The organism is Streptomyces yaizuensis, assembly GCF_034961445.1.
Lineage (GTDB): Bacteria > Actinomycetota > Actinomycetes > Streptomycetales > Streptomycetaceae > Streptomyces > Streptomyces yaizuensis.
Window position 1 is genome coordinate 86,980 of the sequence record NZ_BSBI01000003.1, and the last position, 20,743, is coordinate 107,722.

Annotated in this window: 16 protein-coding genes; 8 read left to right on the forward strand and 8 right to left on the reverse strand. The window is 73.7% G+C overall.

Going from position 1 to position 20,743, the window contains the following annotated elements:
- The first annotated feature begins 86 nt into the window (after positions 1-86).
- A complete protein-coding gene (locus tag SYYSPA8_RS08650) occupies positions 87-2,111 on the forward strand; it encodes a thioredoxin domain-containing protein (RefSeq protein WP_323446431.1) in 2,025 nt (674 codons plus the stop codon).
- A 97-nt stretch (positions 2,112-2,208) separates the two neighbouring features.
- Here the strand turns inward: SYYSPA8_RS08650 and SYYSPA8_RS08655 are convergent, their stop codons facing one another.
- Positions 2,209-2,859, reverse strand: a complete 651-nt coding sequence (locus tag SYYSPA8_RS08655; protein WP_323446432.1) for a TetR/AcrR family transcriptional regulator — start codon at positions 2,857-2,859, stop codon at positions 2,209-2,211.
- A gap of 103 nt (positions 2,860-2,962) precedes the next feature.
- Positions 2,963-3,637 carry a PAQR family membrane homeostasis protein TrhA gene (gene trhA / locus SYYSPA8_RS08660; protein WP_323446433.1) on the reverse strand — a complete coding sequence of 225 codons (675 nt, stop codon included), beginning with the start codon at positions 3,635-3,637 and terminating at the stop codon, positions 2,963-2,965.
- Between the two features lie 514 nt (positions 3,638-4,151).
- On the opposite strand from trhA, the gene SYYSPA8_RS08665 reads away from it, so the two are divergent.
- On the forward strand, positions 4,152-6,011 hold the full coding sequence (locus SYYSPA8_RS08665; RefSeq protein WP_323446434.1) for a phosphoenolpyruvate carboxykinase (GTP): 1,860 nt from the start codon (positions 4,152-4,154) through the stop codon (positions 6,009-6,011).
- 225 nt (positions 6,012-6,236) lie between these two features.
- Here the strand turns inward: SYYSPA8_RS08665 and SYYSPA8_RS08670 are convergent, their stop codons facing one another.
- From SYYSPA8_RS08670 to SYYSPA8_RS08695, 6 genes are all read right to left on the reverse strand, one after another.
- On the reverse strand, positions 6,237-6,632 hold the full coding sequence (locus tag SYYSPA8_RS08670; RefSeq protein WP_323446435.1) for an SCO4983 family protein: 396 nt from the start codon (positions 6,630-6,632) through the stop codon (positions 6,237-6,239).
- Positions 6,633-6,821: 189 nt separating this feature from the next.
- Positions 6,822-8,033, reverse strand: a complete 1,212-nt coding sequence (locus SYYSPA8_RS08675; protein ID WP_323446436.1) for a pyridoxal phosphate-dependent aminotransferase — start codon at positions 8,031-8,033, stop codon at positions 6,822-6,824.
- Between the two features lie 518 nt (positions 8,034-8,551).
- Positions 8,552-8,785: a chaplin ChpD gene (chpD, locus tag SYYSPA8_RS08680; RefSeq protein WP_407705943.1), complete on the reverse strand. Its 234-nt coding sequence runs from the start codon at positions 8,783-8,785 to the stop codon at positions 8,552-8,554.
- A 404-nt stretch (positions 8,786-9,189) separates the two neighbouring features.
- On the reverse strand, positions 9,190-9,600 hold the full coding sequence (locus tag SYYSPA8_RS08685; protein ID WP_323446437.1) for a rodlin: 411 nt from the start codon (positions 9,598-9,600) through the stop codon (positions 9,190-9,192).
- Positions 9,601-9,898: 298 nt separating this feature from the next.
- Positions 9,899-10,309 (reverse strand): rodlin, encoded by a 411-nt coding sequence (locus SYYSPA8_RS08690; protein ID WP_323446438.1) that lies wholly within the window; start codon positions 10,307-10,309, stop codon positions 9,899-9,901.
- A 186-nt stretch (positions 10,310-10,495) separates the two neighbouring features.
- Positions 10,496-10,789 carry a hypothetical protein gene (locus SYYSPA8_RS08695; RefSeq protein ID WP_323446439.1) on the reverse strand — a complete coding sequence of 98 codons (294 nt, stop codon included), beginning with the start codon at positions 10,787-10,789 and terminating at the stop codon, positions 10,496-10,498.
- A 444-nt stretch (positions 10,790-11,233) separates the two neighbouring features.
- Between SYYSPA8_RS08695 and SYYSPA8_RS08700 the strand changes: the two genes are divergently transcribed.
- From SYYSPA8_RS08700 to SYYSPA8_RS08725, 6 genes are all read left to right on the forward strand, one after another.
- Positions 11,234-12,340: a DUF3344 domain-containing protein gene (locus tag SYYSPA8_RS08700; protein ID WP_323446440.1), complete on the forward strand. Its 1,107-nt coding sequence runs from the start codon at positions 11,234-11,236 to the stop codon at positions 12,338-12,340.
- A 112-nt stretch (positions 12,341-12,452) separates the two neighbouring features.
- The gene (locus tag SYYSPA8_RS08705; protein WP_323446441.1) at positions 12,453-13,703 is read left to right on the forward strand and encodes a glycosyltransferase family 4 protein; all 1,251 of its coding nucleotides are present in this window, start codon (positions 12,453-12,455) and stop codon (positions 13,701-13,703) included.
- The gene (locus tag SYYSPA8_RS08710; RefSeq protein ID WP_323446442.1) at positions 13,700-15,208 is read left to right on the forward strand and encodes an exopolysaccharide biosynthesis polyprenyl glycosylphosphotransferase; all 1,509 of its coding nucleotides are present in this window, start codon (positions 13,700-13,702) and stop codon (positions 15,206-15,208) included. Before SYYSPA8_RS08705 ends, SYYSPA8_RS08710 begins: the two co-directional genes overlap by 4 nt.
- A 2-nt stretch (positions 15,209-15,210) precedes the next feature.
- Entirely contained in the window at positions 15,211-16,632 is a 1,422-nt protein-coding gene (locus SYYSPA8_RS08715) for an O-antigen ligase family protein (RefSeq protein ID WP_323446443.1), read from the forward strand.
- Positions 16,633-18,023: 1,391 nt separating this feature from the next.
- The gene (locus tag SYYSPA8_RS08720) at positions 18,024-19,967 is read left to right on the forward strand and encodes a lipid II flippase MurJ (RefSeq protein WP_323446444.1); all 1,944 of its coding nucleotides are present in this window, start codon (positions 18,024-18,026) and stop codon (positions 19,965-19,967) included.
- Positions 19,957-20,742, forward strand: a complete 786-nt coding sequence (locus SYYSPA8_RS08725; protein ID WP_323446445.1) for a polysaccharide deacetylase family protein — start codon at positions 19,957-19,959, stop codon at positions 20,740-20,742. Before SYYSPA8_RS08720 ends, SYYSPA8_RS08725 begins: the two co-directional genes overlap by 11 nt.
- Position 20,743 lies beyond the last annotated feature (1 nt).

The window sequence follows — 20,743 nt, forward strand, 5'->3', positions numbered from 1 at the left end:
AGGCGCACTGCCTCCCCGGGGCGCCTGGGAACGGCCGGGCCGTGCCGCAGGAGCGTCCCCCCGCCCCCGTGCGCGAGGATGGGTCCATGCCCAACCGACTCGCCCAGGCCACCTCCCCCTATCTGCTCCAGCACGCGGACAACCCCGTCGACTGGTGGCCGTGGGAGCCGGCCGCGTTCGAGGAAGCCCGGCGGCGGGGGGTTCCCGTGCTGCTGAGCGTGGGGTACGCGGCGTGTCACTGGTGCCATGTCATGGCCCATGAGTCCTTCGAGGACGACGCCACCGCCGCCTACCTCAACGAGCACTTCGTCTCCGTCAAGGTGGACCGCGAGGAGCGGCCCGACGTGGATGCCGTCTATATGGAGGCGGTGCAGGCGGCCACCGGGCACGGGGGCTGGCCGATGACCGTGTTCATGACGGCGGACGGGGAGCCGTTCTACTTCGGGACGTACTTCCCGCCCGAGCCGAGGCATGCGCTGCCCTCGTTCCGGCAGGTGCTCGAAGGGGTCGTCGCGGCCTGGACCGAGCGGCGGGGCGAGGTGGACGAGGTCGCCGGGCGGATTCGGCGGGATCTTGCCGGGCGGGCGTTCGCGCACGGTGGGGAGGGGCTGCCCGGGGCCGGGGAGCAGGCGCAGGCGCTGCTCGGGCTGAGCAGGGAGTACGACGAGCGGTACGGCGGGTTCGGCGGCGCCCCCAAGTTCCCGCCGTCCATGGTGGTGGAGTTCCTGCTGCGGCACCACGCGCGCACCGGCTCCGACGGGGCGCTCCAGATGGCCGCCGGGACCGCCGAGGCCATGGCCCGGGGCGGGATCTACGACCAGCTCGGCGGCGGTTTCGCCCGCTACTCCGTTGACTCGGAATGGATCGTTCCGCATTTCGAGAAGATGCTCTACGACAACGCCCTGCTCTGCCGGGTGTACGCGCGGCTGTGGCGGGCCACCGGCTCCCCTCTCGCCCGGCGCGTCGCGCTGGAGACCGCCGACTTCATGGTCCGGGAACTGCGCACCGCCGAGGGCGGCTTCGCCTCCGCGCTCGACGCCGACAGCCCCGACAGCACCGCCGCGGACGGTAAGCCGACCGAGGGCGCCTTCTACGTCTGGACGCCGGAGCAGCTGCGCGACGTCCTCGGGGACGAGGACGGCGCGCGCGCCGCCGAGGCGTACGGCGTGACCGCGAGCGGAACCTTCGAGCACGGGACGTCCGTGCTGCGGCTCCCCGGCGACGGGCCCGGCGACGGGATCAGGGAGCGGCTGTTCGCGGCCCGGGAGCTGCGGGAGCGGCCCGAGCGGGACGACAAGGTCGTCGCCGCGTGGAACGGGCTCGCCATCGCCGCGCTCGCCGAGGCCGGCGCCTTCTTCGACCGGCCCGACCTGGTCGAGCGCGCCACCGAGGCGGCCGATCTGCTGGTGCGGCTGCACCTGGACAGCTCGGCCCGGCTCACCCGTACCTCCAAGGACGGCCGCGCGGGCACGAACGCCGGGGTCCTGGAGGACTACGGCGATGTCGCCGAGGGCTTTCTCGCGCTTGCCGGCGTCACCGGCGAGGGCGTGTGGCTGGAGTTCGCCGGGCTGCTGCTCGACATCGTCCTCGACCGCTTCACCGGGGAGAACGGCACCCTCTACGACACCGCGCACGACGCCGAACAGCTCATCCGGCGGCCCCAGGACCCCACCGACAACGCCACCCCCTCCGGCTGGACGGCGGCGGCCGGCGCGCTTTTGTCGTACGCCGCCCACACCGGCTCCGAAGCCCACCGGACGGCGGCCGAGCAGGCGCTCGGGGTGGTCAGAGCGCTGGGGCCGAGGGTGCCCCGGTTCATCGGCTGGGGGCTCGCCGTCGCCGAGGCCCTGCTCGACGGGCCCCGTGAGGTCGCCGTCGTCGGCGCGGAGGACGACCCGGCCGCAGCGGAGCTGCACCGTACGGCCCTGCTCGCGCCCGCACCGGGAGCGGTGGTGGCGGTCGGGACGCCGGACAGCGACGAGTTCCCGCTGCTGAGGGACCGGCCGCTGGTCGACGGCGCCGCCGCGGCCTATGTCTGCCGGGGGTTCGTCTGCCGGCGGCCGGTGACGGAGCCCGGCGCGCTGGCGGCCGAGCTGACCCCCGGCGATTGAGCGGACAGACCGAGCTGACCTCCGGCGGCTGAGCGGACCGGCTGAACGGACCGGCCGAGCGGCAGGCCGACAGGCAGCCGGGCGGGTGCCGGACGGGTCAGATGCGCAGGCCGCCCCGCAGCCGGCGCAGCGTCCGGTCCATCAGCGCCACCGGGTCCTCCCGGTGGCCCCCCGCCGCCCAGTGCACCATCACCTCGCGCAGCGCCCCCAGCACCGCCGCCGTGAAGACCCGTACCCCCAGGTCGTCCGGCGGCCGTCCGGCGCGTTCGGCCAGGGTGCAGGCCAGGGCCTCCGCCGTGGTCGCCGCCAGGGCCTCGGTCATCCGGGCCCGCAGGGCCGGGACCTCCACCATCAGCCGGGTGCGCTGGACGGCCTCCTCCCGGCCCTGCCCGATCGCCGCCGTCAGCCCGTCGGCGAGCGCGTGCCGGACCGAGTCCAGTGGTTCCTCGTCGAGCGGACGGGCCCGCAGCGCCGTCAGGAGGGCGGACCCGTACGCCCCGGAGACGACGATGTCCTCCTTGGCGGGGAAGTAGCGGAACACCGTGGACGGGGAGACCTGGGCCGCGTCCGCGATCTGCTCGACCGTCGTGGCCTCGTACCCCTGCTCGGTGATCAGCCGGTACGCCGCCCGCCGGATCGCGAGCCGGGTCCTGAGCTTCTTCCGCTCGCGCAGACCCGGCGGGGCCCAGGAGGCGGCGGGCTGGACGCCCGGCGGGACGTCCGACGGTGTACGGGCGGGAGCGGACATGGGGAAATTGTCCTGTATGTACGGCTTGGAAGTGCGGGATAGCGCCCCCGCCGTGCCGCACTCCCCGGCCCGGCGGTGTGCCGCACACCCGGGCCGGGGTCCCTCAACTCTGGTAGGCGACCAGCGAAATGCCGACGTAGTGCACCACGAACGCGGCCAGCGTGAAGGAGTGGAAGACCTCGTGGAAACCGAACCAGCGCGGTGACGGATTGGGCCGTTTGATGCCGTAGACCACGCCGCCGGCGCTGTAGAGGAGCCCGCCGACCACCACGCACACGAGCACCGCTATGCCGCCCGCGCGCAGGAAGTCGGGGAGGAAGAAGACGGCGACCCAGCCCATCGCGATATAGCAGGGCGTGTAGAGCCAGCGCGGCGCGCCGACCCAGAACACCCGGAAGGCGATGCCCGCGAGCGCCGCCGCCCACACCGCCCACATGAGCGGTGTCGCCGTGGAGTCGGGGAGCAGCAGCAGCGTCAGCGGCGTGTAGGTGCCGGCGATGATCAGGAAGATATTGGCGTGGTCGAGCCGGCGGAGCACCGCTTCGCCGCGCGGGCCCCAGTTCCCCCGGTGGTAGAGCGCGCTCACACCGAACAGCAGGCACGCGGTGAGCGTGTAGATCGCGCAGGCGATCCGGGCCTTGGGGGAACTCGCGAACGTGGTGAGGACCAATCCGGCGACCAGCACCGCCGGGAACATCCCGGCGTGCAGCCAGCCGCGCAGCCTCGGCTTCACCGGTGGTGGTTCTATCTCGGTCACTTCGGACGCGGCAGAGGTCATGGGTGGATGGTACCTACGGTTCCGTAGGTACGGGTCGGTGGCCGCCTTCGATCGCGCGCGCCGGAACCTCTCCCGCCCCGTGGGTGTCCTGTCGTGCCGCGGAGTGCCGCGCCGATGTCCACCGCCCGGTGCCGGACCGGTGGGCGGACGTTCGCTCGTTCGGGTGATGTCGGCGGCGGGCGGCCGACCGGTGCCGGGCCCGCGCGGCCCCGGTGCTCCACCCGGCGGGCCCGCTCCCCGCACCCGCGCCCATGCCATGACCACGCATCTTGCGGGAGGAGCTTCCGCGAAACGGTGTATACCAGGGCAACGGTCGCCTCGGCATGAGCGCGACACGAGTGGCGATGCTCACGTGAGAGCACCCCTGGACATATGCGCATCTGCCACGGATGATCAGATGAGTGCGGTCGGCACCGGATGAGCGGCTACGAAGTGTCCGGGTCGAGGCCCCCACGGGGCACCAGCAAGGCAAAACATCACAGGGAATCCCTCACCCCTTCCTTTAGGAGCGATCGTGGCGCGCGACAACGCGGCTCCCACCCTCACCGTCCCCACCGACCTCCCCACCGATCACAAGGCGCTGATCACCTGGGTGGACGAGATCGCGGCGATCACCCAGCCGGACCGGGTCGTCTGGTGCGACGGATCCGAGGCCGAGTACCTCCGGCTGTGCGAGGAGCTCGTCGCCAAGGGCACCTTCCGCAAGCTGGACCCCGTGAAGCGCCCGAACTCGTACTACGCCGCCTCGGACCCCACGGATGTCGCCCGTGTCGAGGACCGCACCTTCATCTGCTCCGAGAAGGAGGAGGACGCCGGCCCGACCAACCACTGGAAGGCCCCGGCGGAGATGAAGGACCTCTTCGCCGGTGACGAGGGCATCTTCCGGGGCTCCATGCGCGGCCGGACGATGTACGTCGTCCCCTTCTGCATGGGCCCGCTGGGCTCCCCGCTCTCCGCCATCGGCGTCGAGATCACCGACTCCGCCTATGTCGCGGTCGCCATGCGCACCATGACCCGCATGGGCCAGGCGGTCCTGGACGAGCTGGGCGAGGACGGCTTCTTCGTGAAGGCCGTGCACACCCTCGGCGCCCCCCTCGCCGAGGGCGAGCGGGACGTCCCCTGGCCCTGCAACTCCACCAAGTACATCTCGCACTTCCCCGAGTCCCGCGAGATCTGGTCGTACGGCTCCGGCTACGGCGGCAACGCCCTCCTCGGCAAGAAGTGCTACGCGCTGCGGATCGCCTCCGTCATGGCGCGCGACGAGGGCTGGCTCGCCGAGCACATGCTGATCCTCAAGCTCACCCCGCCGGCCGGCGCCGCCGCGACCCCGAAGTACATCGCGGCCGCCTTCCCCTCCGCCTGCGGCAAGACCAACCTCGCCATGCTGGAGCCCACCATCCCCGGCTGGACGGTGGAAACCGTCGGCGACGACATCGCCTGGATGCGCTTCGGCGAGGACGGGCAGCTGTACGCGATCAACCCGGAGGCGGGCTTCTTCGGCGTCGCGCCCGGCACCGGCGAGCACACCAACGCCAACGCCATGAAGACCCTGTGGGGCAACTCCGTCTTCACCAACGTCGCCCTCACCGACGACAACGACGTGTGGTGGGAGGGCATGACCGAAGAGGCCCCCGCCCACCTCATCGACTGGAAGGGCAACGACTGGACCCCGGAGTCGGCGGCTCCGGCGGCCCACCCCAACGCCCGCTTCACCGTCCCGGCCGCGCAGTGCCCGACCATCGCGCCGGAGTGGGAGGACCCGAAGGGCGTGCCGATCTCGGCCATCCTCTTCGGCGGCCGCAGGGCCAGCGCCGTCCCCCTGGTCACCGAGTCCTTCACCTGGCAGCACGGTGTCTTCCTCGGCGCCAACGTGGCCTCCGAGAAGACCGCCGCCGCCGAGGGCAAGGTGGGCGAGCTGCGCCGCGACCCGTTCGCGATGCTGCCCTTCTGCGGCTACAACATGGGCGACTACATGGCCCACTGGATCAAGGTCGGCCAGGACGCCGTCGAGCGCGGCGACGGGGAGAAGCTGCCGAAGATCTACTACGTCAACTGGTTCCGCAAGGACGACACGGGCCGGTTCGTGTGGCCGGGCTTCGGCGAGAACAGCCGGGTGCTGAAGTGGATCGTCGAGCGGCTGGAGGGCACGGCCGAGGGCGTGGAGACGCCGATCGGCGTGCTCCCGACGGCCGGCTCCCTCGACACCGAGAACCTCGACCTCTCCGCCGCCGACCTGGACTTCCTGCTCACGGTCGACCGCGAGGTGTGGCGCGAGGAGGCCGCCCTGGTGCCCGAGCACCTGAACACCTTCGGCGACCACACCCCCAAGGAGCTGTGGGACGAGTACCGCGCGCTGGTCGCCCGGCTCGGCTGACCGGCCACGGCACCACGAGGACGGCGCGGCGGACCCACCGGACATCCGCCCTGACCTGTGGGGTCATCAGGCCCGCCGCGCATGACAAGGCCCCGGAGTCCCCTCAGGCTCCGGGGCCTTCCCCTGGGGTGCGCGCTCCCGGGCGGGAACGGGGGACGACCCCGTCCGGGAGCGCGGCGTGTGGCGCCCGGTCCGCGTGCCTTCGCGGCCGTGGACCGGGGCCGTTCAGTGGGCGCCGACCAGCCGCTGGTCCGCCAGCGCCGCCGCGTGGGCGTCCATGCGCCCGGCGGCGAGCACGGCGACGGCGGTGTCGGCCCGGGAGGCGGCCACCACGAGCGCCCGCCCGGCCAGCGCGTGGGCGCGGCGGTGCAGGGCGGGGGAGGCGGCGCCGTCCTGCCCGGGGAGGCGGGCCGGGGGCGCCCCGCGGAGCCGGGTGACCTGGGCCGCGATCTCCTCGGCGGGCCCGGTCAGCGCCAGCTCGTCGGTCACGGCCAGCAGGGCGGACAGATGCCCGGCGAGCTGGATGTCCAGCTCCTCCTCGCGTGAGCGGTGGGGGTAGTCCGGGTGGTCGTCGGGGTCGGCCATCGTGTGCACCGACCTGGTGCGGATCGGCTCGTACATGGGATGGCCTCCTGTCCTTGGTCAGGAGACCATCCTACATTGGAACGAGTCTAAAGTTGAGTGACGTCAGAACTGGCTGGATACGGTCGCTGCGCGCATCGGCCCACGCACCGGGGGCCGAGCCGGAACGATCTGTTCCGACCCGGCCCCCGGGGGCTGCGGTCGAGGTGGCCGAGGTGGCCGGCGCGGTCAGTGCTGTCCGTAGCCGTCCAGGAACGACCCGATCCGGGTGACCGCGTCCGCCAGCTCCTTCGCCGCCGGCAGGGTCACGATCCGGAAGTGGTCGGGCTCCGGCCAGTTGAACCCCGTACCGTGCACCACCATGATCTTCTCGGCCCGTAGCAGGTCGAGGACCATCTGCCGGTCGTCCTTGATCTTGTAGACCTTGGGGTCGAGCCGGGGGAAGAGATACAGCGCGCCCTTCGGCTTGACGCAGCTGACCCCGGGGATCTGCGTGAGGAGGTCGTAGGCGACATCCCGCTGTTCCAGTATCCGGCCGCCCGGCAGCACCAGGTCCTCGATCGACTGCCGCCCGCCGAGCGCCGTGGCCACCGCGTGCTGCGACGGCATATTGGCGCACAGTCGCATATTGGCCAGGATGGTCAGGCCCTCGATGTACGAGGAGGCGTGCGCCGTGGGGCCGCAGACCGCGAGCCAGCCGGAGCGGTAACCCGCCACCCGGTAGTTCTTGGAGAGCCCGTTGAAGGTCAGCACCATCAGATCGGGCGCGATGGCGGCGGTCGGGGTGTGCGTGGCGCCGTCGTAGAGGATCCGGTCGTAGATCTCGTCGGAGCACACGATCAGCCGGTGGCGGCGGGCGATGTCGGTGAGCCCGCGCAGCATCTCGTCGTCGTAGACCGCGCCCGTGGGGTTGTTCGGATTGATGATCACCAGCGCCTTGGTGCGGTCGGTGATCTTTCGCTCGACATCGGCGAGGTCCGGCATCCAGTCGGACTGCTCGTCGCACCGGTAGTGCACGGCCGTGCCCCCGGCGAGCGAGACCGAGGCGGTCCACAGCGGGTAGTCGGGGGCCGGGACCAGGACCTCGTCGCCGTCGTCCAGCAGCGCCTGCATCGACATCTGGATCAGCTCGGATACGCCGTTGCCGAGATAGATGTCCTCGACGTCCAGCTCGATGTCCTTGGTCTGGTAGTGCTGCATCACCGCGCGCCGCGCCGCGAGCAGCCCCTTGGCATCCCCATAGCCATGGGCGTCGCCCAGATTGCGAAGGATGTCCTCCAGGATCTCGGGCGGGCACTCGAACCCGAAGGCCGCCGGGTTGCCGGTGTTGAGCTTGAGGATGCGATGGCCTGCCGCCTCCAGCCGCATCGCCTCCTCAAGGACCGGGCCCCGGATCTCGTAACAGACATTTGCGAGCTTCGTCGACTGGATCACCTGCATGTCCGTGAGCTTAAGGGGGGCGAAAGCGGAACGGCGGCTGTTTTCACCCCCGGCGGCCGTGTCCGGGAAGCACCGCGACCGGACCGGCGAGGACTCCGGCTGGTCACAGGGGCGAACTCCCTTGGAATGCCGGTGCCCGCCGGGGCCGCGGCCTGCGGATTCCCCGGTCCGGCGGGGAAGGCGATGCCGGGATGTTGCCCTCGTCACGCCCCGGGCGGGATGTGTGCCGGCTCCTCCGTCCGAGCGGCCCGGGGCCGGGGAGGGGTGATCCCCGGTGGGGCTTTCCGGGAGGTCGGCGGAGATTTTCGGTCCTCGCGCACGGCCCCGACCGGTCGGCAAATTCTCCGCACCCGGCCCTGTGTCCCCTATTTCTTTCCGTCGGCCGCTCAATGCGGGTGAAATTCATTCAGAAAAGGGGAAACCCCGGGATCTGCTTTCGCATATCCCGGGGCGATGGAATTCTGACACCTGGTCAGTCATCCGGGTCCGGCCGGCGGCCGGCGGGCGCCCAGAGCAGGTCAGGCGTTGACGCAGGTGTTGCCGAAGGCCGGGTTCAGGATGCCGACAACGTTGATCGAGTTGCCACAGACGTTCACGGGAACGTGCACGGGAACCTGGACGACGTTGCCGGACAGGACGCCGGGGGAACCGACGGCCGCGCCGCTCGCGCCCGCGTCGGCCATCGCCGGAGCGGCGGTGCCCAGTGCCATGATGACGCCCGCGGCGACCGCAGCAGCCTTCTTGTGGTTCATTCTTGATCCTTTCAGCGGTGGGTGCGTACGCAGTCACGGCCTTCGCGCTGCGTCGACAGATCCCTGTGCATGGCACCCCCGCAAGCCTGGTAACGATGGGGTTCCCGGTAGGAAACCGTCGTATGGCCGCCCGTTCGAAATGTCACCCGTATGCAGCACGGTGAATTATCGCGGCGAGCGGAATATAAATCACTGGATTTGCCATCGGATTTTCATCCCGCGGTTTTCCGGAACCGGAGCCGGGAATTCAGCGACGGGTGCCCGGGCACCCGGATCCCGCCGGCTCCCCGGCGTCGTCCGCCGGGGGCGGGCCGGTCGCCGGGCGGGCCGGCGGTCCGATGGTGCGAGCGGCGTGCCCCCGAGCACAGCGGGACGGCTCAGGGGCGCGCTCGCGCGGCGGTGCCTCAGTTGTTGCCGGCGCCGTTGCCCGACAGGATCGGGATGTTGCTGAGGATGTGCGACAGCGGCTCGTCGCCCTTGGCCTGGGTGGAGTTCTCGGTGCACTGCTGGTTCTGCGGCGACGACAGGATCGGGATGTCCTGGACGGTGACCGGGATGAGGCCGATGAGCGAGCCGACGTTCGCCTTCGCGGGCAGGCCGATGCAGGGCTTGTTCAGCGAGCCCTGGATCAGCGCCAGCTGCGGGCTCATGTCCCCGTGGGTGGTCGAGTTGCCGTACGCCTGGGTCGAGCCGTTCCCGCTGAAGGACGTGGTGCCGTTGTCGTTGCCGACGGCCATGGCCTGGGGAGCCATCGCGGCGCCCGCGCCCACCATCGAAGCGGTGACCGCCGCGGTGGCCAGAATCTTCTTGATCACGAGTGTTCCTTTTCGCTGTGAACGATCGATCGTGGAGCAACCTGATCAACTGCCCCCGGCCCGTTTGGTTCTGCCCGTTCACCCGATCGACGCAACGCCCGGACGGGTCGTGGACACCGCCCCGGTACAGGGCCGTTCGGGGGAACGCCCGGGCCGGGTACGGGGCCCGGCGGACGGCGGCCGCCGTCGGGTCGTGCCGGGGCAGCGCGACCACCCCGGCACCACGCGGGTGCCGGGGGAGTCCACGCGGCCGTCCCCGTGGCGCGGCCCGGCGCGCGGCCGGCCACGGAGAGCGGGATCACTGGTTGGCGATGCCGTTCCCGGAGAGGACCGGGATGTTGCTGAGGATGTGCGACAGCGGCTCGTCGCCCTTGGCCTGGGTGGAGTTCTCGGTGCACTGCTGGTTCTGCGGCGACGACAGGACGTTGATGTCCTGGACGGTGACCGGGATGAGACCGATGAGCGAGCCGACGTTCGCCTTGAGCGGCAGGCCGACGCAGGGCTTGTTCAGCGAGCCCTGGACGAGGCTCAGCTGCGGGCTCAGGTCGCCGTGGGTGGCCGAGTTGCCGTACGCCTGGACCGAGCCGTTGCCGCTGACCGAGGTGGTGCCGTGGTCGTCCCCGACGGCCATGGCCTGGGGAGCCATCGTGGCGCCCGCGCCCAGCATCGAAGCGGTGACCGCGGCGGTCGCCATAACCTTCTTGAGCATATTCCGTCCTTCTGTTTTGAGGATGCCCGCGACTGGAGCGCCCTGAGCAACTTCGCCCCGGAAGTTTGGTGACGCCGGTTCACTCCAATGGATCTGCCGGCGGTCCGGGCCCGGGGCTCGCCCGGGGGTCGGGGGCGCGGACGGCGGGTGGGTGCCCGTGCCGCGCCCCGCCGGGGTGTCCGCCGCTCAGCCGCCCACCTGGACGCCGTTGAGCAGCGGGGTGACGGCGCCGACCGTCTTCAGCAGGTGCCGGGGGGTGTCCCCCTTGACCGGCGCCAGCTGGGAGGCGGTGGTGGACAGGTCCTGGGCCAGGTCGCCGGTGCCGCCGTTGAGCAGCGGGGCCTGCTGGAAGACCTGGTCGATACCGCCGTTGAGGCTCGTGGCGGTCGGCGCCGGCGCGGTCGCCGCCGACGCGGGCGACGCGGCTCCGAGTACCGCGACCGTCCCGGCGATGAGCGCGGCGACCCTCGTGTACTTCATGACTGCGGATCCCTTCTGTGGCGACGGTCGTCGCCGTCCGCCTGGTTAACGAGGGCCCCGCGACGGGGAAACCCCCGCCGCGATTCTCGTACGGGCCGATGATCGGATCATCGGTGCAAGGGGGCCGTTGGGTGATGCGCCCGCCACCGAAAGGGCTATTCCCCGCGACCCGGGAGGGGTAAGGCGCCGGGCGGCGAAAGCAGCCGATTACGAGGGCGGGGGACGGGAGTTGTCGGCGGTGGATACGGGTACGGCCCGGGAACGGCACGGGTCCCTGTCCGGAAAAGGGACCGAAAAGCGGACGGCATCCATCGGGAGAGGAATCGGGCGGGCAACCGCCGGATGGGTCACGCGCGAGTCTTACGTGTTTTCCAACTAGCTTCTGACAAACTGCACTCCTGCTTTTGTCATGTTGTCGAGCATGGAGAGCACGGAGGGCCAGTCATGCCGAAGCCGACCCGTTTCGCCGCCCGGGGCGTTCTGGGAGCGCTGTCCCTCCTCGCCCTCACGGCGGCGCCCATCGGGGCCGTCGACGTATCCGGCCAGCCTGAATCGGCGAGCATTCCCTTCACCCAGCGCTATCAGGCCGTCCAGCGCGGTGGTGTGGTCCGTACCGCGAACTCCTCGATCACCTGCACCGCGCCGAATTCGGAGAACGCCCCGAGCTGTTCCGCCGCCCGGAGTGGCGGCCCCGGGGCCAACGGCGACTTCGAGATGTACTACATCGACGAGGACGACGACCTCAACACCTACAACTCCAGCCGCGCGGAACTCGTCCTCCCCCGAGGGGCCAAGGTCAGCTATGCCCGCCTCTACTGGGGCGGCAATCTCCTCGCCGGTGAGCAGAAACCCGCCGAGGACAACGGGCGGGTCCTCATCGCGGAGGAGGGCGGCAGCTACAAACAGGTCCTCGCGGACACCCGTATCGCCCACCACGCCGCCGGCGGAATCGACGCGTTCCAGGCGTCCGCCGATATCACCCCGCTGGTCCGCGAGGCCGGTTCCGGTCTCTACACCGTCGCCCAGATCAATGTCGCCATGGGTCATTCGGTAGCCGGTGCCTGGGGCGGCTGGACCCTTGTCGTGGCCTATGAGAACAGCGCCGAACCACTGCGCCAGATTTCCGTGTGGGACGGATTCGAGACCATCGACACCGCGCGGAAGAACCATGAGATCACCCTCGACGGACTCCGCATTCCCGAGCGGGCCGGCGGGCGCGCGGGATTCGTCGCGTACGACGGGGACCGGGGCCGTACCGGTGACACGCTCACCGTCCGCGCGGGCGCCGGCGAGCGGGAACACACCGAATTCGGGCTCACCGACTCGGCGAATCCCGCCGACGACATCATGAATTCGACCATCACCGGACCGGGGAAGGCGGCCCTCACCCGGAAGCCCGCCCACACCAACACCCTCGGATACGACTCCGACGTCTTCGACATCGGCCCCGCGCTGGCCCCCGGGGGGACGAGGGCGACCTTCCGTTTCACCGCCGAGAGCCGCTCGTACAGCGTCGGCGTGCTCTTCGTGCAGGCGGACACCCGCCGCTGACGCGACCCCGCCGACCACCGCCGCCCCGCCGACCACCGCCGCCCCGCCGACCACCGCCGCGGTGCCGCTCACCCGAGCCGGATCCACCGTCCCCGTACCAAGAGAGCCGCACGTGCCGCAACCGAGCCGGACCGAGCCGAGCCAACTGACGATTCTCCATCTGGTCCAGCCCGTCGACGGCGGGGTGCCCCGGGTGGTCACCGACCTGGTCCGGGCGCACACCGCCGCCGGGGTACGGGCCGTCGTCGCCTGCCCGGCCGACGGCGAACTCGCCGGGCTGGCCGGGGCCGCCGGGGCCGAGGTCCACCACTGGAGCGCCGCACGGGCCCCCGGCGCCCGGCTCCCCCTCGAAGTGCTCAGCGCCGCCCGGATCGTCCGGCGCAGCCACCCCGACCTGGTCCACGCGCACAGCGCGAAGGCCGGTCTGGTGGCCCGGCTCGCCGTCCGGGGCCGGGTGCCGACCGTCTTCCAGCCGCACGCCTGGTCCTTCCACGCCGTCACCGGGCGGGCCGCCCGCGCCGCGCTCGCCTGGGAGCGGTACGGCACCCGCTGGTCCACCCGCACCCTGTGCGTCAGCGAGAGCGAACGGCTCGACGGCGAGCGCGCCGGGATCGCCGCCCGCTGGGCCGTGATCCGCAACGGTGTCGACCTCACCCGGTTCGCCCCCGGGAACCGGGACGGGGACGGGGACGGGGACGACCGGACGGGCGGCACCGGCGGCCCGGACAGCACGGACCCCGTCACCGGGGGCGACGAGGACACCCGCGCCGCGCTGCCCCTCCTCCCGCCGCTCCCCGCCGGCACCCCCCTCGCCGTCTGCGTCGGCCGCCTCTGCCGCCAGAAGGGCCAGGACGTCCTCCTCGACGCCTGGCCCCGGGTCCGCGGCCATGTCCCCGGCGCCACTCTCGTCCTCGTCGGCGACGGCCCCGACCGGGCCCGCCTCGCCCGTACCGCGCCCCCCGGGGTGATCTTCGCGGGCGCGGTCGCCGACACCGTCCCCTTCCTGCGCGCCGCCGACGTCGTCGTCCTCCCCTCCCGCTGGGAGGGCATGGCCCTCGCCCCGCTGGAGGCCATGGCCTGCGCCCGGCCCGTCGTCGTCACCGACGTCAGCGGCGCCCGGGAGAGCCTGCCGCCCGGACACGACGCCCACAGCCTCGTACCCCCCGACGACGCCCCGGCCCTCGCCGCCGCCGTCACCGCCCTGTTCCGGGACGCCCCCCTGCGGACCGCGCTCGGCGGCCAGGCCCGCGCCCATGTGCGCGTGACCGGCGACGCGGAGCGGACGGCCGCCGCCGTCCTCGGCCTCTACCAGGACCTTCTTCTTCCGCCCCAGCCCCTGACGAGGAAGAGCGCCACACGATGACGACGGAGAGTGTTCCAGCGCCCCACACCCGGTCCCTGACCGTCACCCCGGCGGCCGTCCGCCACCCGGTACCGCTCCGGCTCCGGCCGCTCGGGCGGCGCGGACCGGTGCCGCACGCCCGCACCGCCGGGCTCGCCGCCGCCGATGTGCTCGCGCTGCTGCTCGCCGTGGCCCTGCTGCCGCCGCTGGCGCCCCTCGCCCCCGTCCTCGTCCCGCTCGCCCTGCTCCAGCCCGCGCTGCACGCCTGCCGCGGCCTCTACCGCCCCCGGCTCGCCCCCTCCGCGCTCGCCGAACTCCCCACCGCCGCCGGGATCGCCCTCCTCCAGTGGCTGATCCTCGCCGAGGCGGCCCGGCTGTACGGGAGCGGAGCGGCCCTCGGGCCCCGCGAGGTGTTCCTCGCCGCCGCCCTCCAGGCCGGGTTCTGCTGCGCGGGCCGCGCCCTGGTCCACCGGGCCGCCCGGCGCTCGGCCGCCCGCCGGCCCCGGGCGGCGCTCGTCGCCGGCCAGGGACCCGTCGCCCGCCAGGTCACCGCCGCCCTCCAGGGCCGCCCCGAGTACGGTCTGCTGCCGGTCGGCCGGATCCGCGTCCCCGCCGACACCGCCACCGGCACCGAAACGACCGGAACGGTCCCGGTCGTGACCGCCCGTCACCGTCAGGAGGGCCCGCCGGTGCCGCCCGCGCTGATGGGCCCCCAGGAGATCGAACGGGCCGTCACCCGCGAGGACGTGCGGGACGTCCTCTTCACCCGGCCCCCCGGAGCCGACCCCGAGACCGCCGCCGTCCTCGGCCTCCTCGCCCGGCACGGCTGCCGGCTCTGGCTCGTCGACGGCGGCGCCACGACCGGGAACCTGTGGTGCCGCACCCCGGGCCACGACCAGCTGTGGGGCTTCTCCGTACAGCCCCTGCGGGACGGCCCGCACCGGCCCGCCGGCCGCGCCGTCAAACGCGTCCTCGACACCCTTCTCGCCGCCCTCGCCCTGGTCTTCGCCGCGCCCGTGCTCGCGGTGTGCGCGCTCGCCGTACGGCTCACCGACGGCCCCGGCGTCATCTTCCGCCAGGAACGCGTCGGACTCCACGGCCGCCCCTTCACGCTGCTGAAGTTCCGCACCCTGTGCCCCGTCGACGAACACGAGTCCGCGACCCGCTGGAACGTCGCCTACGACCGGCGCATGTCCGCCACCGGCAATCTGCTGCGCCGCACCTCGCTCGATGAACTGCCCCAGCTGTGGAACGTCCTGAAGGGCGACATGAGCCTCGTCGGGCCCCGCCCGGAACGCCCCTACTTCGTCGCCAAGTTCAGCCACGCCCACCCCGGCTACCAGGCCCGGCACCGGATGCCCGTCGGCATCACCGGCCTCGCCCAGATCCACGGGCTGCGCGGCGACACCTCCATCGAGGAACGCGCCCGCTTCGACAACCACTACATCGACACCTGGACGCCCTGGCGGGACGTGTGCATCCTCGCCCGGACCGCCGCGTCCCTCTTCCGGCTCGGAGGCAGCTGACCATGGCGGTGTCCCCAGCCGTACCACCCGTGTCCCCGTACCCGTCCCCGTACTCGTACGCGTATCCGGTCGTCTCCGCGGTACGGGCCGCCGCGCGCCGCCGGGTCCGCCGGATCGCGGACCGGGTCACGGACCGGGGCGCGGCCCTGCCCCTCGTCGCGATCGTCCTGCTGCTCGCGGCGCCCCTGCCCAGGGGCAGCGAGGCGGGCTCCGGCGGCGCCGCCCCCGCCGACCTCGCCTCCGCGCTGCTGGTCCTCTGGTGCCTGATCCGGGTCGTACGGGACCGCCGCCGCCCCCTCACCCCGCTGGCGGCCGTCCTGTTCGCCGTCCCGGCGGCGGCCGTCGCCGTCGCCGTCGTCACCGCCGCCGACCCCTGGGCGGCCCTGCCCGGACTCGTCCGCTACCTCCAGGTCTTCGTCCTCGTACCGTGCGCGGTCCTCCTGCTGCTCCGGGACGCCCGCGACTTCCGCGTCGTCACCGGCGCGCTCGCCGTCCTCGCGCTGGCCCAGGGCGCCGTCGGCGTCTGGCAGTACGCCACCGGCACCGGCGCGCTCTACATGGGGGAGACCATCCGGGCCGTCGGCACCTTCGGCCCCACCGACGTCATGGGCATGGCCACCGTCGTCGGGTACGGGCTGCTCGCCGCCGCCGCCCTCGCGCTCTGCCCGCCGCCCGGCGCGCCCCGGTGGCTGCGGCCCGCCGCGATCACCGCGACGGGCGCACTCGTCGTTCCGCTCGCGCTCTCCTTCAGCCGGGGGGTGTGGATCGCGACGGCGGCGGCCTGTCTGGTCATGCTCGTCCTCACCGGGATCGGCCGTGCGGTCCGGACGCTGCTGGTGCTCGCGGCGGCCGCGGTGGTCCTCGTCGGCGGTCTCGGCGTCGGCTCCGCGCAGATCAAGGAGCGGCTGACCAGCATCACCCAGGTCACGGCGGCCCCCGACCGGTCGGTCAGCGACCGGTACACCATGTGGGCCGCCGCCGTGGACATGTGGCGCGACGAGCCCGTCACCGGCGTCGGCCTCAAGGGCTTCCCCGCCCACCGGGACGGCCACGCGTCCATCGCGCTCTCCTCCGGCAGCGACACCGGCGGCGCGGGGCACGCCTTCCGGCGGCAGCCGCTGCTCTCGCCGCACAACATGTACCTGCTCATCCTCAGCGAACAGGGGCTGATCGGCCTCACCGCCTTCGCCGGCGGCTGGGCCGTCCTGCTGGCCGGCGCCGTCCGCCGGCTGCGCGCCGCCCGCCGCACCGGGTCCGCCCGCCGGGCCGCCGCCGACTGCGGGGTCGCGGCGGTGGGGCTGATGGTCTGGCAGACCGTCGACTTCCTGTACGCGGACATCGGCGGCCCCTCCACCGTGCTCACCGGAATCGTCCTCGGCCTCGCGGCCTGGTGGGCCCTGACCCCCGCCCGGGCGACCACCTGATGACGGGCACCCCGCCATCCGCGCACCCACCGGGGTACGACCCGTATCCCGTGCCTGCTTCCGGTACGGGCGGGGTCGTGGGGCCGGGTCCGGGTGTCACCGTCCCCGCGTGGCACCCGGCCGGACCCGGTTCGGACGGGAGACCCGCCGGTACGGCGCCGGGTGCTCCGCCGGGCGGGAACGCAGGGGCCGCCACGGGACTGGGCGCGGGTCCGGGTCCGGAGGTCCGTACACCGGTGGGCCCCGAGGCGGGGCCGCCGGCGGTCACCGGTGCGGGCGGGAGGTTCCTCGCCCGGGTCGCGGCCGTGTGCACGGGCGCGCGGGCGAGGGCCTTCCCCCGGTCCGGCGAGGCCCGGCGACGGGCCGTCACCCCGCGCGGTACGGGCGGCGCGAGCAGTACCGGTGAGCGGCCCGGGAGCCTCTTCGCCGGTGCCGGCCCCTCGGCGGGGAGGGAGCCGGGCGCGGGCGGTCCGCCCTCCCCGGCGTACCTCGGCGCGCCGGAGTCCCCGGTGCCGTACGGAGGGCCGGCGGGCACCGGTACGAGGCTGGCCACCGCCGGCGGACCTGCGGCGGACGGTGCCGGTGATCGGGCCGGGCGGAGTTTCGCGGGGTCCGTGCCGCCGGGAGCCGATGGGTGGGCGGTAGCCGCCGGGGCGACGGGTGCGGGCGGGAGCGACGGCTTCGGGCTGCCGGGCCGCGCCGGAGGATTCCCGGCGTCCGGGGCGGCCGGTGCGTCCACGGCTCCGGGTGCGGTCCGGGGCTTCCGCTCGGCGAACGGTACGTCGGCGGGTGCGGGGGTGGCGAACGCCGGCCCGGGTGTCGGCGGGGGTGACGGCTTCGGGCTGTCGGGCCGTGCCGGAGGGTTCCCGGCGTCCGGGGCGGCCGGTGTCACCCGTCCCGGTGCGGAGGCGGCTTCATCTCCGGCGCCGGGCAGCGGTGCCGGTTCGGCTGGTGACGGCGGCGGCGGAGGTGCCGGGGGCGGCGCCCGGGCCGGGTGTTTTCCGGGGGTGTCGGGGAGTGCCGGTGTCACGGGTGCCGGTTTGGCTGTTGGTGGTGTCCGCTCGTCCACGGTTGAGGGCTTCGGTCCGGGTGCCGGTCCGGGTGGTGGGGCGGCTGTCACCGTGCCGGGTGCGGGCGGGAGCGACGGCTTCGGGCTGTCGGGCCGTGCCGGAGGGTTCCCGGCGTCCGGGGCGGCCGGTGTCACCCGTCCCGGTGCGGAGGCCGTTTCATCCCCGGCGCCGGGCAGCGGTGTCGGTCCGGCCGGTGACGGCGGCGGCGAAGGTGGCGGGGGCGGCGCCCGGGTCGGGTGTTTTCCGGGGGTGTCGGGGAGTGCCGGTGCCTCCGGTGCCGGTTCGGGTGGTGGGATCCGCTCGTCCGGGGCGGCTGTCACCGTGCCGGGCGGGGGTGACGGCCTCGGGCTGCCGGGCCGCGCCGGAGGGTTCCCGGCGTCCGGCGCGGCCGGTGCCATCCGTCCCGGCGCGGAGGCCGTTTCATCCCCGGCCCCGGGCAGCGGCGCCGGTCCGGCTGGTGACGGCGGAGACCAAGGTGCCGCAGGCGGCGCCCGGGCCGGGAAGGCCTTCGCGAAGGCCGCGCCGCGCGGGGCCGGGGCCCTCGTCGGCAAGGACCCCGCCGACGCGACCGGCGCCCGGCCGGGGCCCGCCCCCGCCGACGCGGCCGGCGTCGCCGACACCGCCGAGGGGCGGCTCGGGAGTCTGCTCGCGCGGGCCGCCGCCGTCACCGCCGGGCTGACCGTCGCCGGGGCCGTCCTCGGGCTCGTGCGGGATCAGACCATCGCCCGGTTCTACGGCGCCAGCACCGACAGCGACGCCTTCCTCATCGCCTGGACCGTGCCCGAGATGGCCGCCACCCTCCTCATCGAGGACGCGATGGCGCTGCTCCTCGTGCCCGCCTTCAGCCACGCCCTCGCCCACCGGTCCGCCCACCGGTCCGCCCACCGGTCCGCCGCCCGGGCTGGGGAGACCGGCGCCCCCGACCCCGTACAGGAACTCGTCGCCGCCACCTTCCCCCGCTTCCTCGCCGCGCTCACCGCCGCCACCGGCGCCCTCGTCGTCCTCGCCCCCCACTTCGTCCGCGCCCTCGCCCCCGGCTTCCCCGACCCCGCTCTCGCCGTCGACTGCACCCGGCTGACCGCGCTCACCGTCCTCACCTACGGCGTCGCCGGGTACTTCAGCGCCGCCCTCCGCGCCCACCGCCGCTTCCTGCCGCCCGCCGCCGTCTACATCGCCTCCAACGTCGGCATCATCGGCACCGCCCTCGCCCTGGACTCCGTGTGGGGTGTGCGCGGGGCCGCCGTCGGAGTCGCCGTCGGCGGGCTGCTGATGGTCCTGGCGCAGCTGCCGTCCGTGCTGCGGCACGTCTCCCTGCCGCCGCGCCGCCGGCTGCTGCGGATCCCCGGGCGCCGGGCCGCGTCCCGGCCTGCGTTCCAGCCTGCGAGCGGGCCCGCGTCCGGGACGGCCCTCGTCGGCTTCGCGCTGCTCGCGCCCATCGTCCTCTTCGCCGTCAGCCGCCAGGCCCAGGTGCTCGTCGAGCGCTGGCTCGCCTCCTCGCTCCCCGGTGGCGCGATCTCGCACCTCAACTACGCCCAGAAGATCGCGCAGATGCCGATGGTGCTGTCGCTGATGTTCTGCACCGTCACCTTCCCCGTCGTCGCCCGCGCGATGGCCGAGGGGGACCACGAACGGGCCCGCCGCCGCATCGAGCACGACCTCGCCCTCGCCGGGCTCGTCGTCCTCCTCGGCACCGCGCTCATCATCGGCTGCGCCCCCCAGATCGTCGAAGTCCTCTTCGAGCGCGGCGCCTTCGACGCGGCGGACACCGCCACCACCGCGTCCGTCATGCGCGTCTACGCCCTCGGGCTCGTCGGCCACACCCTCGTCGGCGCGCTCGGCCGGCCCTTCTTCTCCTCCGGCCGCCCGACCTGGTTCCCGGCCGCCGCGATGGCCGCCGGGCTCGCCGTCACCGTCGTCGCCGGCGCCCTGGCCGTCGGCCCGTACGGGGTCCACGGCATCGCCGCCGCCAACGCCGCCGGCATCTGCGTCACCGCCGTGCTGCTGCTGCGCGGCCTCGGCCCCCGCGTGGTCGCCGTCAGGGTCCACGCCGTCAGCCGGTCCATCGCCCGGCTGGCGCTCGCCACCGCCGTCGCCGCGGCCGCCGGGCGGCTGGTCTGCCCGCTGGCCGGCCCGCCGCTGCCGGGGCTGCTCCTCGGCGCCGTGGCGGTGTCCGTCTCCTTCGCCGCCACCGGGTACGCGCTGCGCGCCCCGGAGGTCGTCCATCTGCTGGCCCTCGCCCGACGGAGGCTTCGCCATGTCCGCTGACGCGGTCGACAGGGCCGACACGGCCGCCCGGGCCCCCGCCACGGGCCGCCGGCGGCACCGGGGCACCCGCCCCTGGATCCTGATGTACCACTCCGTCGCCGACCCCCGCGACGACCCGTACGGCATCGTCGTCGCCCCCGACCGGCTCGACCGCCAGCTGCGGGCGCTGACCCGCATGGGCCTCACCGGCGTCGGCGTCGGAACCCTGCTGCGCGCCCGCGCCCAGAGACGCGACCGGGGACTCGTCGGCCTCACCTTCGACGACGGCTACACCGACTTCACCGAGGCCGCGCTGCCGGTGCTGCGCCGGTACGGCTGCACGGCGACCCTGTTCGTCCTGCCGGGGCGGCTCGGCGGCCGCAACGACTGGGACCCGGAGGGCCCGCGCCGCCCCCTCGTGGACCAGCGCGGGATCGCGGCCGCCGTCGCCGCCGGCACCGAGATCGGCTCCCACGGCCTCTACCACGTGGACCTGACCGCCGTCGCCGACGGTCTGCTGCACGAGGAGACCCGGCGCAGCCGCGGCTGGCTGCGGGAGCTGACCGGCACCGAACCGGAGGGCTTCTGCTACCCGTACGGGACGGTCGACCGGCGGGTGCGGGCGGCGGTGCGCGACGCCGGATACGCGTACGCCTGCGCCATCCGCCCCGCGCCCCTCGTCGCCGCCGACGTGCCCGTCGGCGAGCCGTACGCACTGCCCCGTACCCATGTCAGCCAGGCCGACGGAGCGCTGCGGCTGCGCGTGAAGCGGCTGCGCCACCGGCTGGGGGTGTGAG

Bases quoted from the DNA above. Each gene is read 5' to 3' on its own strand.
- SYYSPA8_RS08650 (WP_323446431.1), top strand. From the start codon at position 87: ATGCCCAACCGACTCGCCCAGGCCACCTCCCCCTATCTGCTCCAGCAC.
- SYYSPA8_RS08655 (WP_323446432.1), bottom strand. From the start codon at position 2,859: ATGTCCGCTCCCGCCCGTACACCGTCGGACGTCCCGCCGGGCGTCCAG.
- trhA (WP_323446433.1), bottom strand. From the start codon at position 3,637: ATGACCTCTGCCGCGTCCGAAGTGACCGAGATAGAACCACCACCGGTG.
- SYYSPA8_RS08670 (WP_323446435.1), bottom strand. From the start codon at position 6,632: ATGTACGAGCCGATCCGCACCAGGTCGGTGCACACGATGGCCGACCCC.
- SYYSPA8_RS08675 (WP_323446436.1), bottom strand. From the start codon at position 8,033: ATGCAGGTGATCCAGTCGACGAAGCTCGCAAATGTCTGTTACGAGATC.
- chpD (WP_407705943.1), bottom strand. From the start codon at position 8,785: ATGAACCACAAGAAGGCTGCTGCGGTCGCCGCGGGCGTCATCATGGCA.
- SYYSPA8_RS08690 (WP_323446438.1), bottom strand. From the start codon at position 10,309: ATGCTCAAGAAGGTTATGGCGACCGCCGCGGTCACCGCTTCGATGCTG.
- SYYSPA8_RS08695 (WP_323446439.1), bottom strand. From the start codon at position 10,789: ATGAAGTACACGAGGGTCGCCGCGCTCATCGCCGGGACGGTCGCGGTA.
- SYYSPA8_RS08700 (WP_323446440.1), top strand. From the start codon at position 11,234: ATGCCGAAGCCGACCCGTTTCGCCGCCCGGGGCGTTCTGGGAGCGCTG.
- SYYSPA8_RS08710 (WP_323446442.1), top strand. From the start codon at position 13,700: ATGACGACGGAGAGTGTTCCAGCGCCCCACACCCGGTCCCTGACCGTC.
- SYYSPA8_RS08715 (WP_323446443.1), top strand. From the start codon at position 15,211: ATGGCGGTGTCCCCAGCCGTACCACCCGTGTCCCCGTACCCGTCCCCG.
- SYYSPA8_RS08725 (WP_323446445.1), top strand. From the start codon at position 19,957: ATGTCCGCTGACGCGGTCGACAGGGCCGACACGGCCGCCCGGGCCCCC.